Source organism: Corynebacterium riegelii, assembly GCF_001263755.1.
Lineage (GTDB): Bacteria > Actinomycetota > Actinomycetes > Mycobacteriales > Mycobacteriaceae > Corynebacterium > Corynebacterium riegelii.
The window spans coordinates 323,027-337,870 of sequence record NZ_CP012342.1; the positions used below are offsets into that span (position 1 = coordinate 323,027).

The 14,844-nt window shown below is 60.8% G+C and carries 13 protein-coding genes; 11 read left to right on the top strand and 2 right to left on the bottom strand.

Annotation, left to right across the window (positions count from 1 at the left end):
* Positions 1 to 7: 7 nt before the first annotated feature.
* From mraY to AK829_RS01575, 6 genes are read left to right on the top strand one after another with little or no spacing between them, the layout of a single operon-like run.
* Complete coding sequence (mraY, locus tag AK829_RS01550) at positions 8 to 1,114, top strand: phospho-N-acetylmuramoyl-pentapeptide-transferase (RefSeq protein ID WP_052203634.1); 1,107 nt, start codon at positions 8 to 10, stop codon at positions 1,112 to 1,114.
* Positions 1,111 to 2,487 (top strand): UDP-N-acetylmuramoyl-L-alanine--D-glutamate ligase, encoded by a 1,377-nt coding sequence (gene murD, locus AK829_RS01555; protein ID WP_052203636.1) that lies wholly within the window; start codon positions 1,111 to 1,113, stop codon positions 2,485 to 2,487. The genes mraY and murD overlap by 4 nt, the downstream gene beginning before the upstream one ends.
* Before the next feature lie 40 nt (positions 2,488 to 2,527).
* Entirely contained in the window at positions 2,528 to 4,036 is a 1,509-nt protein-coding gene (locus tag AK829_RS01560; protein ID WP_083439707.1) for an FtsW/RodA/SpoVE family cell cycle protein, read from the top strand.
* Positions 4,037 to 4,057: 21 nt separating this feature from the next.
* The gene (locus tag AK829_RS01565) at positions 4,058 to 5,152 is read left to right on the top strand and encodes a UDP-N-acetylglucosamine--N-acetylmuramyl-(pentapeptide) pyrophosphoryl-undecaprenol N-acetylglucosamine transferase (RefSeq protein ID WP_052203638.1); all 1,095 of its coding nucleotides are present in this window, start codon (positions 4,058 to 4,060) and stop codon (positions 5,150 to 5,152) included.
* Between the two features lie 22 nt (positions 5,153 to 5,174).
* Complete coding sequence (murC, locus tag AK829_RS01570; protein WP_052203640.1) at positions 5,175 to 6,653, top strand: UDP-N-acetylmuramate--L-alanine ligase; 1,479 nt, start codon at positions 5,175 to 5,177, stop codon at positions 6,651 to 6,653.
* Positions 6,637 to 7,599, top strand: coding sequence for a cell division protein FtsQ/DivIB (locus AK829_RS01575; protein ID WP_052203643.1), 963 nt, complete (start codon positions 6,637 to 6,639; stop codon positions 7,597 to 7,599). The genes murC and AK829_RS01575 overlap by 17 nt, the downstream gene beginning before the upstream one ends.
* 913 nt (positions 7,600 to 8,512) lie before the next feature.
* On the opposite strand, the gene AK829_RS01580 is transcribed toward AK829_RS01575, so the two are convergent.
* Positions 8,513 to 10,114 (bottom strand): hypothetical protein, encoded by a 1,602-nt coding sequence (locus AK829_RS01580; protein WP_052203644.1) that lies wholly within the window; start codon positions 10,112 to 10,114, stop codon positions 8,513 to 8,515.
* Between the two features lie 265 nt (positions 10,115 to 10,379).
* A complete protein-coding gene (locus AK829_RS01585; protein ID WP_157045272.1) occupies positions 10,380 to 11,177 on the bottom strand; it encodes a DUF3558 domain-containing protein in 798 nt (265 codons plus the stop codon).
* A gap of 160 nt (positions 11,178 to 11,337) precedes the next feature.
* On the opposite strand from AK829_RS01585, the gene ftsZ reads away from it, so the two are divergent.
* Genes ftsZ through AK829_RS01610 form a run of 5 tightly spaced genes read left to right on the top strand, consistent with a single transcriptional unit; the run spans position 11,338 to position 14,826 of the window.
* On the top strand, positions 11,338 to 12,564 hold the full coding sequence (ftsZ, locus tag AK829_RS01590) for a cell division protein FtsZ (protein WP_052203648.1): 1,227 nt from the start codon (positions 11,338 to 11,340) through the stop codon (positions 12,562 to 12,564).
* Between the two features lie 9 nt (positions 12,565 to 12,573).
* Positions 12,574 to 13,299 (top strand): peptidoglycan editing factor PgeF, encoded by a 726-nt coding sequence (gene pgeF, locus AK829_RS01595; RefSeq protein WP_052203650.1) that lies wholly within the window; start codon positions 12,574 to 12,576, stop codon positions 13,297 to 13,299.
* A 3-nt stretch (positions 13,300 to 13,302) separates the two neighbouring features.
* Positions 13,303 to 13,998: a YggS family pyridoxal phosphate-dependent enzyme gene (locus AK829_RS01600; protein ID WP_052203652.1), complete on the top strand. Its 696-nt coding sequence runs from the start codon at positions 13,303 to 13,305 to the stop codon at positions 13,996 to 13,998.
* Positions 13,999 to 14,044: 46 nt separating this feature from the next.
* Positions 14,045 to 14,500, top strand: a complete 456-nt coding sequence (locus AK829_RS01605) for a cell division protein SepF (protein WP_052203654.1) — start codon at positions 14,045 to 14,047, stop codon at positions 14,498 to 14,500.
* Between the two features lie 14 nt (positions 14,501 to 14,514).
* Positions 14,515 to 14,826 (top strand): YggT family protein, encoded by a 312-nt coding sequence (locus tag AK829_RS01610; RefSeq protein WP_219619651.1) that lies wholly within the window; start codon positions 14,515 to 14,517, stop codon positions 14,824 to 14,826.
* Positions 14,827 to 14,844 lie beyond the last annotated feature (18 nt).

The window sequence follows — 14,844 nt, forward strand, 5'->3', positions numbered from 1 at the left end:
GAGAGTCATGATCCAACTCATCATCGCCGGGATTGTTAGCTTCCTGGTGGCGATTTTCACCACCCCAGTGCTCATCCGGTATTTCCACCGCCGTGAGATGGGCCAGGAGATTCGTGAGGACGGCCCACAGTGGCACGCCAAGAAGCGTGGCACACCAACCATGGGCGGCCTGGCCATCCTGCTGGGCATCACCGTGGGTTACGTGGTGAGCGCCCTGTATGCAATTGCTGGTGGGCATGCCGGTTTCACGGCTTCCGGTTTGATTGTGTTGGGGCTGACACTCTCGCTAGGCCTGGTGGGCTTTGCTGATGACGGCATCAAGATCTTCTTCAAACGCAACCTGGGCCTGAACAAGACCGCGAAGCTGGTGGCGCAGCTGGTCATCGCGGTCGGTTTCGGCTTGCTCATTACGCGCTTCCCTAACGACGCAGGTCTGACGCCTGGTTCCACCTTCCTGTCCCTGACCCGAGATGTTGAGACCATCGATATTGCCGTGGGCGGGGGAGTACTGGGCATCATCCTGTTTTTGGTGTTCATCTACTTGCTGCTGGCGGCCTGGTCGAACGCAGTGAACCTGACGGACGGTCTGGATGGTTTGGCCGCAGGTACCACCGCGCTGGTGATGGCGGCCTACACGTTTATTACGTTCTGGCAGTTCCGCAACTCCTGCGAGGCTGCCGCAACCGCCGGCTGCTACTCGGTGCGTGACCCGCTGGAGCTGGCTGTGCTGGCCGTGTCCGGGTTTGGCGCCTGCATGGGCTTTTTGTGGTGGAACGCGGCGCCGGCCAAGATTTTTATGGGCGATACCGGCTCGCTGGCGCTCGGTGGCCTGGTTGCCGGGCTTTCGGTGACGTCGCGCACGGAGCTGCTCATGGTGATTATCGGCGCGCTGTTTGTTATTGAGGCTGCGTCTGTTGTTATCCAGGTGGCGTCCTTTAAGACCACAGGCAAGCGCGTGTTCCGTATGAGCCCGTTCCACCACCACTTTGAGCAGGGCGGCTGGCCGGAGACCACAGTGGTGATTCGGTTCTGGCTGATCTCCGGCATGGCCGTGGCTACTGGCTTGGCGGTGTTTTACTCAGAGTGGCTGTTCCAGATTGGTGTGTCGCTGTGAGTGGCGTGAGCGTGCCGGCGCCGTTTGATCGCGGCGTGATTGTCGCTGGTGCTGGCGTGTCTGGCACAGGAATTGCCACGCTGTTTCGTGGCATTGGCGTGGATGTGCTGATTGCGGATGACCGCGCAACGGGTGAGGGCATCATCACCACTGAGGCGGCGCGCGCTCACTTCGGCGAGGTCGGTGCGGTTGTCACGTCTCCAGGTTGGCGGCCCGATTCGCCCTTGCTTGTCGACGCCGCGTTTGCGTCCCTCCCCGTCATCGGCGATGTAGAAGCCTGCTACAGGCTTGACCGCGCCGGTGTATTCGGCCCGCCTAGGGATTGGCTGGTGGTCACTGGTACAAACGGCAAGACCACCACGACCGGCATGTTGGCGGCGATGATGCAAGAAGCCGGCAAGGACACCGGCAAGCGCGCGGTGGCGTGCGGCAACATTGGCGTGGCCGTGGCTGATGCGTTGGATGCGCCGCAGCGTGTCGACGTGTTGGTGGCGGAGCTGTCCAGCTTCCAGCTTTTCTGGTCCGATCAGCTTGTGCCGGATGCAGCCGTGTTGCTGAACCTAGCGGATGACCACATTGATTGGCACGGTTCGTTTGCCCACTACGCGGAGGCGAAAGCGCGCGTTTTGCGCGCCACGCATGCGGTAGCTGGCATTGATGACCAGCATGTGCGCGAGCTCGTAGCTCGCACGGGACGCGATGACATCATTGGCTTTACGCTTGGAAAACCGCAGGCTGGCCAAGTTGGCGTTGCAGGTGGCCGGATCGTGGCCAACCTGCACGGCGAAACGGTGGATGTCGCCTCGGCGGAGGGCATTGAGCCCGCCGGCGCGGCCGGCGTGCTCGACGCCCTCGCCGCCTCAGCTGTCGCGCTGACCCAAGGTGCGCGCCCCGAACACATTCAGCGCGCTCTTGCGCAGTATCACGTGGAGGGCCACCGCGGCGCGGTTGTGCATAGCGCCAACGGCGTGAACTGGGTGGATAACTCCAAAGCGACCAACCCGCACGCCGCGGATTCTGCGCTGACTGGCGCGGGCACCGTCGTGTGGGTGGCAGGCGGCCAGCTCAAAGGTGCTGCGGTTGATGAGCTCATTGCCGCGCACGCGCACCAGTTGCGCGCGGTGGCGCTGATGGGCGTGGACCGTGAGATCGTGCGTGATGCGCTTTCTCGCCTCGCCCCGGACGTGCCCGTCTTTGTCACGGACTCCACGGACCCGGATGTTGCCATGGAACAGGTCGCAGATTTTGCGGCCGCCCAAGCCCAACCGGGCGACACGGTGCTTTTGGCGCCGGCTGCGGCAAGTTTGGATATGTATTCCGGAATGTCGGCGCGTGGTAACGCGTTTGCCGCCGCGGCAATGAGACACTGCTAGGCACTACATAACTATCCGAGCGAAAGGGCACTATTTTCCGATGACGGCCACTGGAACCCGCCAACGCTCGATGAAGCGCCCGCCGGAATCGGGGTTTGCCCGTGCACTTCGCCGGATGCGTCAATCCATGGATTCGTATCCGCAGTTGGATTACACGGTGATCCGCACTGTGGTGCTGGTGCTGACTGGCCTTGGCGTGGTCATGGTCATGAGCTCTTCAATGGCCACGTCCTTTGCCTTGTCTGAAAGCCCGTGGGCGATTGCCGTGCGCCAGGGGGCGATGGTGTGCGCGGGTTTGTTTGTGTTTTGGCTGGCGCTGAGGACGCACCCGGAGCGGCTGAGAACGTTTTCCTCGTGGTTCATGCTGGCCTCTGTCCTGCTGTTGATCGCGGTTTTGATTCCTGGCATTGGTACTGGCCGTGAAGAGGTTGGTTCCCAGTCGTGGATTGTGCTTGGTCCGTTGCGTCTCCAGCCTTCTGAGGTTGCCCGTATCGCCATTGCTATCTGGGGTGCTCAGGTGCTTGCGGGCCGTGATCCGCGCGACTGGAAGCGTGCTGGTAGCGGCTTCCCATTGTTTGTGTTGGTTGCGGGACTGTGTGCTGGTTTGATTGCCGCACAGGGCGATATTGGCATGGCCTTGTCCTTTTCCATCGTGGTTGCGTTGATTCTCTTCTTCGCTGGGGTGAGCTGGGGAATCATCGGCGTGCTTGGTGGGGTTGTTGGTTTTGTGGCTGCTGTCGCATTTTTCTCTGGTGGTTTCCGTTCTCAGCGTTTCCACGTGTACTTCGACGCGCTGTTCGGCCACTTCGAGGACACCCGCGGTGTGGCCTTCCAGTCGCACCAGGGCTTTTTGTCGCTTGCAGACGGCTCGTTGTTCGGCGTCGGACTCGGCCAATCCCGCGCCAAGTGGTTCTACCTGCCAGAGGCACGCAATGACTTCATTTTCGCGGTTATCGGTGAGGAGCTCGGCCTGTGGGGCGGCGCACTGGTTATCGGGCTGTTCGCTGCGCTTGCGTGCTTTGGCTTGCGCTGCGCGCGTCGTGCCCAGAGCCAGTTCCAGTCCTTGATGGCTGCGGCGCTGACTGCGGGTGTTGTTTCCCAGGCGTTTATCAATATCGGTTACGTGGTGGGCTTGCTGCCGGTGACCGGTATCCAGCTGCCGATGCTGTCTGCTGGTGGTACGTCCGCGATTATCACCTTGGCGGGTATGGGCGTGTTGGCGTCTATTGCACGCCATGAACCGGATGCGATTTCGTCGATGCAGAACCATGGGCGCCCAACCTTCGACCGCGTACTGGGGATCCCGGAGCCGCGCACGTTGGCGCAGCTGCGTGAGGAGTCGAAGCCGGCGCGTGGTGCGGCTGGGCGTGTGCGTCGTGAAGCAGACAAGCGCGAGGCACGCTTCGGTGCCCCGATCGCTGGTGGCCGTACCGTGCGTCCTACCGCGTCGCGTGCGCCGCGCCGTGACCAACCGCGCCGCGAAGCCACGCGCTCTCGTGGAGCCTACGGTAATCATGGCGCCCTCAATTCAGACCGCCGCGCCGGTTAGTGCAAGCAAAGGGAAGTTTCGTTGTCTTTCTCATCTTTGAGTGTTGTTGTTGCTGGTGGTGGCACTGCAGGCCATATTGAGCCGGCTTTGGCTGTGGCGGAGGTGCTGCGTGACACCTATGGTGCCGAGGTTCGCGCTTTGGGCACGGAAAAGGGTTTGGAGACCACGATCGTGCCGGCTCGTGGCTTTGAGCTGTGCTTGATTGACCCGGTGCCCATTCCGCGCGGCAAGCCGTGGAAGCTGTTCGGGGTGCCCGCGAAGCTTGCAAAGAGTGTGAACCAGACGCGCCGCGCTTTGAAAGATGCTGGCGCGCAGGTGGTGTTCGGCACTGGCGGATACGTCGCGGCCTCGGCGTACTTGGCGGCGAAGTCGCTCGGCCTGCCGTTCTTCGTGCTGGAAACCAATGCGCTTGCGGGCATGGCCAACAAGCTTGGCGTGCGCCTTGGCGGCGTAGGTCTGAATGCCGTTGCCAATTCCGGCATGCCCGGTGACGTGGTTGGCATCCCGGTCCGCCCCGGCGTGGGCGTGGACCCGGATGGCGCGAAGGCTGAGCGCGGCTACCGCATGTGGGACCTTGATCCTACTCGCCCAACCTTGCTGGTTACGGGTGGTTCCCAGGGCGCGGTGAGCATCAACACGGCGCTTGCCGGTGCGATTGAGCGTCTCACCAATGAAGGCTTCCAGGTGCTGCATGCTTATGGACGCAAAAACGACGCCCCCGCACCCCACCCCGGCTACACAGCTGTGCCATATATCGATGACATGGAAGCCGCCTACGCGGTGGCCGATGCGGTGCTATGCCGCTCTGGCGCGATGACGGTGGCAGAGAACTCCGCCGCTGGCCTGCCCGCCATTTACGTGCCGCTGCCGCACGGCAACGGTGAGCAGGGGCTCAACTCCGCCCATTTGGTTTCCGCCGGTGCCGCGCTGCGTATCGACGATTCCGCGCTCACCCCCGACACCCTCTACGAGGCAGTCAAGGATGTCCTTGGTAGCCCTGAGCGTGTGGAGGAGATGCGTCGCGCACTAGCCGAAACGGGTGCGGGTGAGGTGGCGGAAGACATTGCGCGTCGCATAGCTGGAGCCGCTGAGTCGGCCGCTGAGTCGGCCAAGTAGAAGTTACGTAGATTAAGGAACCATGATGCAACCCGCAGTTGATCTTTCTCGCGTCCACCTTATTGGCATTGGCGGCGCCGGCATGTCGGGCGTGGCCCACATCCTGCTTGACCGCGGTGCGGTTGTTACCGGCTCTGATGTGAAGGATTCGCGCCCGGTGCGCGCTCTTCGCTCCCAGGGGGCGAAGGTTGCCGTGGGCCATGCGCCGGAAAACCTTGAGCTTTCCGGCCAGCTGCCCACCGTGGTGGTGACCAGCTTTGCCGCGATCCCGAAGGACAACCCGGAGCTGGTGCGCGCGCACGAGGAGAACATTCCGGTGATTCGCCGCTCGGATCTGCTTGGTGAGCTTATGGAGGGCTACACCCAAGTCCTGCTCGCCGGCACCCACGGCAAGACGTCGACGACCTCGATGACGGTCGTTGCATTGCAGGCAGCTGGCATGGATCCGTCTTTTGCCATCGGCGGCCAGCTCAACCGTGCGGGCACGAACGCGCATCACGGCGGGGGAGAGGTTTTCGTCGCTGAGGCTGATGAGTCTGATGCGTCACTGCTGCGCTATAAGCCGGACGTTGCCGTGATCACCAACATTGAGCCGGATCACCTGGATTACTTCGGTACCCGCGAGGCCTACTTTGAGGTATTTGATGCCTTTGCGGACCGCGTCACCGACGGCGGCCACCTCGTGGTGTGCCTTGATGATGACAACGCTGCCGCCTGCGGCAAGCGCGCCGCCGCCCGCGGCATCAGCGTGTTGGGCTACGGCACTGCTGAGGCAGCCGCGCGCCATGCGGACCTGCAGCCAGGTGCGGTGATTGTTGAGGAGACGCTGGTTGACGGCGGCGTTGCCGTGACCATCGAGTTGTCTGATTCTTCGCGCGTGTCCTACCAGCTGGCCATCCCGGGTCGCCACATGGTGCTGAACTCAGCGGCAGCCCTGCTCGCCGGGGTGTTTGTTGGCGGTGAGCCCGCCCAGGTTGCCCAGGGTTTGAGTGATTTCACGGGCGTGCGTCGCCGTTTTGAGCTCAAGGGCGAGATCACCGACGGTGCGTTTAATGGCACCCGGGTTTACGACGACTACGCGCACCACCCAACCGAAGTCGCCGCCGTGCTTACCGCCGCGCGCGAAAAGGTCGCCGCGGAAGGCAGCGGCGCCCGGGTAGTTGTGTGCTTCCAGCCCCACCTGTACTCCCGCACCCAGGAGTTCGCAGCAGAGTTCGCCGAGGCACTCTCGCTTGCCGACGCCTGCGTGCTCCTCGACATCTTCGGCGCCCGCGAAGCCCCCGTCGAAGGTGTGTCTTCGCGCTTGATTGCGGACAAGATCGCCGAATCCACCACGGTTCTACTGGAGCCGGACTTCTCCGCGGCGCCCGCCACGGTGGCTTCGGTGACCAAGCCGGGCGACCTAGTATTCACCATGGGCGCCGGCAGCGTCACCCTTCTTGGCGACGAAATCCTGACCACCCTCACCCAACCCGCAGGCACCCATGTCGACGAAAATTAACTTCCCGCCACCGGAAGACGAACCCAACGACCCGGCCGAACAGCCTGAGCCTGAGGTTGAAGCGCCTGAGGTTGAGCAGCCCGAGGCTGAGGAGTTCGAGGCTGAACAGGTTGAGGTTGAAGCGCCTGAGCCCGAGGAACCTGAAGCCGAGCCCGAGCCTGCAGTTGAACAGCCCGAGGCCGAGCCTGCGGAGCTCGAAGAACCCGAGCATGATCCTGAGCCTGAGCCTGTAAAGCAACCGGCGTGGCCGGAGAATGAGAAACCGAAGATTGATCCGGTGCAACAGCGGATTCGCCGCCGTCGCGCGGCGTTGTCCATTGGTGGCTGTCTTGGCATTGTGGCAGTGCTGGCTGCGGTAGCTCCATTCACGCCAGTGGTCCCTATGCGAGGAATCAATGTCCACGGCAATCACGTGTTGACGGAAGAGTACGTCCAGCAGCTTGCGGATATTGCGCCAGATACGCCGATGGGGCGTGTGGATGTGCGTCGAGCTGCGCAGAACATAGCCGCTGATCCTTGGGTAGAGACCGTAACCGTGTCGCGTGATTGGCCGAGCAGCGTTGACGTTGAGGTCACGGAGCATGTGGCGGTGGCGTTTATTGCACAAGATGACGGAACGCATCTCATCGACAGCAATGGCGTCGACTTCCTGGTTGCCGAACCACCACCGCAAGCTATTGAACTCGTTGGGGCACCGATAGAGGATGCTGAGGCGATGGCGGCTGTGGTGGATATTGCGGCGTCGATTAGCGAGCGAGCCCGAAACGAAATTGCCGCCATCGACGTCGCACCGCTCAACCACGTGCTGCGCACCAACGACGGCCGCACCATTGTGTGGGGTGCGTCGGAGGACAACGAGAACAAGTCGTATGCCCTGGAGGCGGTGCTGCAGATGGAAGGCCGCGAGTTCAACATCACGAACCCGCAGCTTGTCACCAGCAGGTAGGGCAGACTTGGCTCGCCCTCGTGTCGGTCGCCCCTGTCTTGCGGTGTCTTCTAGGCGGTGTTTTCAGGCGGTGTTTTCCGCGAGGCGGAAAATCTGTACCCAGCAGGAGGGTTTTCCGCGAGGCGGAAAGCCTTAACTGAACCGGGCAGGAAACAACTACCTCGCGATCGAGGTGGCGGATTCGTCCGTTGATTATCCCGGACAAGCCAGTCCCTCTCATCAGATATGCAGGTCAAGATATGCAGGTGTAATGGTCAGGGCGTTTTTTCAATAAGCAAACCTTAATGAAAAAATCCGTCTACCTGCAGACCTGCATATCTACACCTGCATATTTGTGTTCAGACGGCTCTTCGTCGCATTCCGAGAGCTGCCTGAACAACGACGCCAGGCGGGAACGGGTTGGGCTCAAATGGCTGTTCCTGGTCTTGCAGTGAAATTCCAGAAGGACGTTTCCGCGCCGCGGAATACCCTCAACCTCTACGAGGCCGTTTTCCGCGCCGCGGAAAATCTGTACCGAGCCGGGCAGGACACAACCACTTTTCGATCCACGTGGCGCATTCGCCCATTGATTATCCCGGGCGAGCCAGTCCCTTTCTCAACAGATATGCAGGTCAAGATATGCAGGTGTAATGGTCAGGGCGTTTTTTCAATAAGCAAACCTTAATGAAAAAATCCGTCTACCTGCAGACCTGCATATCTACACCTGCATATTTGTGTTCAGACGGCTCTTCGTCGCATTCCGAGAGCTGCCTGAACAACGACGCCAGGCGGGAACGGTTTGGGTTTAAGTGACTGTTTCTGGTCTTGCAGTGAAATTCCAGGAGGACGTTTTCCGCGCCGCGGAAAATCTGTACCCAGCCGGAGGGTTTTCCGCGCCGCGGAAAATCTGAGCCCAATCCCAATCGGACGGGCGCTAGTCGCGCACGTTGTGTCCGATAACGCTTGGGAGGACGAGTGGGGCCTCGCCAAGCAGGGCTTTCAGATTGCCGTCGCGTTCAACAGCACTGGTGACAGCCTGCACCTTTGCGGCCTTGCGCTGCTTGCCTTGGCCTCCAGCTCCGCCGCCGGCGCCCATGGCCATAGGGCCGCCAGCGACCGTTGTCGAACGTGCCTGTGCACCAGAGTTTGCGCCGCTTGCACCGTAAGCGTTTGCACTTGGAGCAGCTCCTGTGCCGGGCGCACCCGCGCCGTTAAGTGGGGCACCGCCAGAACCCATGCCCATGCCAGCTCCCATGCCGGTACCCATACCCATGCCACTTGCGCCGATACCTGCGGCAAGGCCACCAGCCATGCCGCCCATACCGATACCGCCGGCAAGACCTTGCGCATGAGCAGCGCCACGGCCCGCGTTGCTACGGGACGAAGGCGAGCCGAGACCGTTACGACCGCCGCGATTGCCGTTTGCACCACCGAATGCACCCATGCCGCCACCGGCAAGACCACCGCCGGTGCTCGCACCTGTACCGGAGCTGACACCAGCCGCGTTGCTGCCAATCGCGCCTGGGGAAATCGAATTCATACCTGCTGCAGAACCGAGGCTGCCCGGTGCGCCGCCTGGCATACCGGCACCCGGGTTGAGCGTCGGCGGCATGGAAGGTGCCGACAGGGAAGCAGCTTGGGTTTGGGTTGCACCTGCCTTAATCGCCTCGACAACATCCGGGTTGACCTTGCCGTAAGCATTAATAACGTCATCAGGCGTAGTCGCACGAGCTAGATCACCGTGGCCGAGTGCCATGAAAGAATCGCGGATGATCTTTGGCAATGGCGAGCGATCAAACGACGGGGCAGTGGGTTGTTTCGCCTCGCGGATATCGAAAGGATTGCCCGGGACCTGGTCTAGGTCTGGCAGGAGTTTCGCAAACGTCGGGATCGTTGCCACCAGCTGAGAGCTGGCGCGTGGACCGAAGGCGGCGAGGTAGGTCGCTTCGTAAGCGGGACGGATCGTAGGCGGTAGGCCAACCGCCACGGCAGCAGCAGCTGCAGCCATCGCTGTCTCTGCCGCCGCTGACTTGGCGAGTGCGCTGGTGTGCATAGACATGGCGTCGGCACGCCGTGCGTACGCGTTGCCAGCATGCTGGATCTTGTTAATGCGCTCATCGCCGCGCTGCACCCACCTTGTTTCGAGTGAGGTGGCGAACGAGTTCTTCACACCGAAGAGTGCCGCGACGGATTCATCAATGGCCCGTGCCATAAGCGTCCAGTTCGCTGCTTCGGCTTCCGCGGCAGCGATGTTGGTAGCCATTAGGAGCTGCTCAAGCATGCGCAACGTCATCGGCGGGGCTGCTACTGGCGCTTGCGGGTGGAATGCGGTTGCCTTCGCGTTGACAACGTTCAGCGACGCTTCCATCTGCCCGAATTCCGCCATGAGCGGATTCAATGTAGCTAGGTCAATACCTTTGAACATCCCCGAAAGCGAATCATCGGAGCGCTTCATATTCTTCAGGTTGATCTCTGATACGTTCGCGGCGTCCATCAGGTGTGAGGCCAGGACTCGGTACGATTCAGGTGCATTCATCGATGAGATAAGTCCTAACGCCTGCCCCGCTTCGCGATAGCCGGTGACATTAGAAAATGATGTGAGAGCGGATTTGGTAGTACGGCTAGCAGACTTCTTAATTGAGACCGACTCATCCTTGAGCAGTCTGATACCCGCTAATAGAGATTCGGTGTCAAGGCGCACTTGCTGCGACAAAATAACCCCCCCATTTGCTTTTGAATTACGTGTTTGGGGGAGAGCTTAAAGGCTGATGGCGAAGATTGGAACCTTTTGCGTGCACACTTTAGTGGACATTGCCTGTGCCGAACTCTAGGAACAGCTGCTCGGTGGTTTCAATCGCAAGCTCGCACATCTCGCCTTGTGTCACATCTGGTGCGAGACCATCGGCAAAAGCACCGAAGCCGCCCCGCAGCGTATCGATCTGTGTGTAGCAAACGCTTGGGTTGTGATCCGTGGCAGCAAAAGCGAATAACTCGGGAACGAGCTCAGAGGTGTACTGAGGGAGCAGCAACCCCTGCATCTCGATCATTTCTCGGTTGGGTCTTCCATTGCTAAAGGATGCTGAAACATATCGAGCGAACTGTTCCTCGGTGGGCGGAATGTCGCACGCGTTGTGGTCGTGAAACGTTGCTCCATCCCCCTCAACCTCAATCCCCGGAAACCCCGCCGCCGCGTATTCTTCCAAAGTGATTTCGGTGCAGGGGTTAAAAATATCGTCGCCAAGCGCGTAGGGGTCGAAGTCCCCGAATTCGAGGAAGCCGGATTCGAAGGCGAAGCCGCGAGGTCCCACAAGATCCTCAGTAGCATCCTCAGTCTCAGCAACCGAAGAAGCACCAGCCTCAGCATCAACACCAAGCGATTCAATCTTCGCGCTCGGCACACAGGCGCTCAACGTCAGCGCAGACCCCAACAGCGCAAGCGCAGCCCCTGAAAGCGCAACAAAAGACTTCTTCAACACGATGTTTCCCCCTTCGGTTAGTTCTTTGTATGCAAAGTATTCCTGAAGTCGGACGCAACCAAGACCGGTTCTGAAGAATCCGCCACCCCCGTTGTCTACCCGCCTCTCCAGAACAGTAGTCACAGCAGTAACATCCGCAACAAAACCCCAGGTCAGAACCTTAAAGTTGAGGTTTAGGGTTGTGACACGCCGACTGAGAACACAAAAACTTCATCGTTTTCGCCGATTATGGGAACCACTGAATTGCTTCCCATCTTCAACTTTGGAAAGGCGAGATCCCCATATGACCTCTCCCGCGAACTACCTCGCCATGATCCGCGTCGTCGGTGTCGGCGGCGGCGGTGTTAACGCTGTGAACCGCATGATCGAGGAAGGCTTGAAGGGCGTCGAATTCGTCGCCATCAACACTGACTCCCAGGCGCTGCTGTTTACTGATGCGGACACCAAGCTGGACATTGGCCGTGAGGCAACCCGTGGCCTTGGTGCTGGCGCTAACCCGGAGGTGGGTCGCACTTCCGCTGAGGACCACAAGCAGGAGATTGAGGAGTCTCTGAAGGGCTCCGACATGGTCTTCGTTACCGCAGGTGAGGGCGGTGGCACCGGTACTGGTGCTGCGCCGGTTGTGGCGGGCATTGCTAAGAAGATGGGTGCGCTGACCATTGGTGTTGTGACTCGCCCGTTCTCGTTTGAGGGGAAGCGTCGTACTCGCCAGGCTCTTGAGGGCATTGAGAACCTCAAGGAGGTCTGCGACACCGTCATTGTGATCCCGAACGATCGCTTGCTGCAGCTTGGCGACGCTGAGCTGTCCATGATGGACGCCTTCCGCGCAGCGGACGAGGTGCTCTACAACGGTGTGCAGGGTATTACGAACCTGATCACCATCCCGGGCATGATCAACGTGGACTTCGCGGACGTGCGCTCCGTTATGGCTGACGCTGGTTCCGCACTCATGGGCGTTGGCTCCGCACGTGGTGACAACCGCGTGATGACCGCTACGGAGCAGGCCATTAACTCGCCGCTGCTGGAGACCACGATGGAGGGCGCGAAGGGCGTGCTTATCTCCATCGCTGGCGGCTCTGACCTGGGGCTGCAGGAGGTGCACGCCGCCGCCACCATCGTGGAGGAGAAGGCGGACGATGATGCGAACATCATCTTCGGCACCATCATTGATGACAACTTGGGTGATGAGGTCCGCGTGACCATCATCGCTACCGGTTTCGATGAGGTTGCGAACAAGCTGCAGCACGCTGAGCAGAACCCGGAGCTGCACCAGCCGGTTATCCCGGGCGAGACGCAGGAGGCGCAGGCTGAGGTTCAGCCGTCTGAGCCGGTTGAGCCGGCGCCTGCGCGCGGTTCGCTTTTCGACGATCGCGCGGCCACCACCGACGACTACCAGGCCCGTCACCGCTACGAGTCCCCGCGCTCTGGCCTGTTCACGAACTCGGATCAGGATCGTCGTGGCGGCTTTGATGATGACTTCGACGTCGACGTTCCGGACTTCATGCGCTAGTTTGTGCGCATGACTGATCTTGCTTCACGCCCCGTCCGCATGGTGTTTACTGCCAAAGCGGGCGGGGTGTCTTCGTCGCCGTATGACTCTTTTAACCTGGGCGATCACGTAGGTGACGCCCCGGAGGATGTGGCGAGCAACCGCCAGCGCCTCGCCGACGTCTTGGGGCTTGCACCCGAGCACTTTGTGTGGATGGAGCAGCTGCACACCAACACCGTGACCGTGGTTGACGGCCCACAATCCGAACCGGTGGAGGCGACCGACGCGGTGGTTACTACCCAGCCTGGCCTGGCATTGTGCGTGCTGGTTGCAGACTGCGTGCCGGTGCTGCTTTCAGACCACAATGCGGGCGTCATTGCCGCAGCACACGCGGGTCGTCTCGGTGCACGTAACGGCATTGTGAAAAAGACCGTGGAAAAAATGGTGGAGCTCGGCGCAAACCCCGCGAATATTCAGGTACTTCTGGGCCCTGCTGCGGCGGGTGCTTCCTACGAGGTGCCGCTTGAGATGGCGCGGGATGTTGAGTTGCGGCTGCCGGGGTCGATGACGAAGACGTCCAAGGGAACCACCGGCTTGGACATCCGGGCAGGTCTGGTGCGTCAGCTGCTCTCCCTTGGCGTAACCCATGTGGATGCGGATCCGCGCGATACGGTGACTGATACTGACTTTTTCTCGTACCGCCGCGAGGGCACGACGGGCCGGCAGGCGGGCGTGATTTGGCTGACGGGAGCGTAAACCATGACTATTGCAGAAAATATCAAGGCTGTACAGGAACGTATTCGCGCCGCTGAGCAGGCCGCTGGCCGTGAGTCTGGCAGTGTGCAGTTGCTTCCGGTGAGCAAGTTCCACCCGGCGTCCGCAATCCGCGAGGTCGCAGCCTGCGGTATCACGCTTGTCGGGGAGAACCGCGAGCAGGAGGCGCGCGATAAGGCCGCTGAGCTGGGAGACGAATGCGGCATCGCCATGATCGGTCAGATCCAGACAAAGAAAGCCAACGCGGTGGCGCGCTGGGCTGCGGAAGTGCATTCGCTGGACTCGGTCAGGCTGGCTGACGGTTTGAACCGCGGGATGGCGCTTGCACTTGAGCGTGGTGATCGCACAAGCGAGATCCTGCCGTGCATGATCCAGGTGTCCTTCGATGGCGACACTGCGCGTGGCGGGGTTGCCTTGGATGGGGTGGGGGAGTTGGCGGAGGTCGTCGAAAAGCATGAGCACCTGGAGCTCAAGGGGTTTATGGTTGTGCCGCCGCTTGACGCCGAGCCGGCCAAGGTGTTTGAGGAGCTTCGTTTGCTTACCGACGCCTACGCGAGCCAACTTGACCGCCCCCTCCAGCTTTCTGCCGGGATGAGTGGGGATTTTGAGGAGGCAATTGCCTGTGGTTCGGACATCGTGCGTGTCGGAACCGCAGTGTTTGGCCCGCGACCCGTAGGCTAATTTCCATATCTTCCCACCACCCGCAAACATGCGAGGAGCAGCACTAATGTCCTTTATCGGCACCGCCAAAGAATTCTTCGGTTTCGGCCCGTACGACGACGCCGAGGACGCCTACTACGACGATCAGCAGTACCGCGAAACGCGTGAAGCGCGCGAGCATGCCGCACCGCAGCGTGCTCAGCACGTTGAGCGCGCTCCGCGTGAGCCGATCGCCCGCTCGTTCACCCCGGAGATCATCTCCACCGCCCCGCGTTCCTACAACGACGCGAAGGAGATTGGCGAGCCGTTCCGTGACGGTGACGCCGTGATTATGGACCTGACCGATCTGGACGCAGCGGACGCAAAGCGTGTTGTGGATTTTGCCGCTGGCCTGTGCTTTGCCCTTCGTGGCAGCATGCTGAACCTGGCTCGCAACACGGGCTCTCGTCGTCGCGTGTTTGCCATCGTTCCGGAAAACGCGCGCATCTCCACCGATGAGCTCAAGCGCGTCGCCCGCCTGTAGCGGGGGATTGCTTCGTGGTTTATTTCGGCGCAATTCTTTACGCCCTCGTTGGGCTGTATATGCTTGCGGTGATCATCCGCATCATCATTGAGATGGTGCAGGCGTTCTCCAAGCACTTCGATCCGCCAACGTGGTTCACCCTTGCGGCGGAGCCGGTGTTCGTGGTTACGGATCCGCCGGTCAAAGCCCTGCGCAAGCTGATTCCGCCGCTGCGCATGGGCGGTGGCGTGGGCCTTGATGTGAGCGTTTTGGTCCTGTTTTTTGCGCTGGCAATTGTGCAGTCGCTGATTCAGGGAGTGCTCATTCGACCGGCTTTGCATGTCTAACGTTTAACGTTGGGTTAA

Coding starts and splice junctions, on each gene's coding strand:
- mraY (WP_052203634.1), top strand. CDS start 8: ATGATCCAACTCATCATCGCCGGGATTGTTAGCTTCCTGGTGGCGATT.
- AK829_RS01560 (WP_083439707.1), top strand. CDS start 2,528: ATGACGGCCACTGGAACCCGCCAACGCTCGATGAAGCGCCCGCCGGAA.
- murC (WP_052203640.1), top strand. CDS start 5,175: ATGATGCAACCCGCAGTTGATCTTTCTCGCGTCCACCTTATTGGCATT.
- AK829_RS01575 (WP_052203643.1), top strand. CDS start 6,637: ATGTCGACGAAAATTAACTTCCCGCCACCGGAAGACGAACCCAACGAC.
- AK829_RS01580 (WP_052203644.1), bottom strand. CDS start 10,114: ATGAATGCACCTGAATCGTACCGAGTCCTGGCCTCACACCTGATGGAC.
- ftsZ (WP_052203648.1), top strand. CDS start 11,338: ATGACCTCTCCCGCGAACTACCTCGCCATGATCCGCGTCGTCGGTGTC.
- pgeF (WP_052203650.1), top strand. CDS start 12,574: ATGACTGATCTTGCTTCACGCCCCGTCCGCATGGTGTTTACTGCCAAA.
- AK829_RS01600 (WP_052203652.1), top strand. CDS start 13,303: ATGACTATTGCAGAAAATATCAAGGCTGTACAGGAACGTATTCGCGCC.
- AK829_RS01605 (WP_052203654.1), top strand. CDS start 14,045: ATGTCCTTTATCGGCACCGCCAAAGAATTCTTCGGTTTCGGCCCGTAC.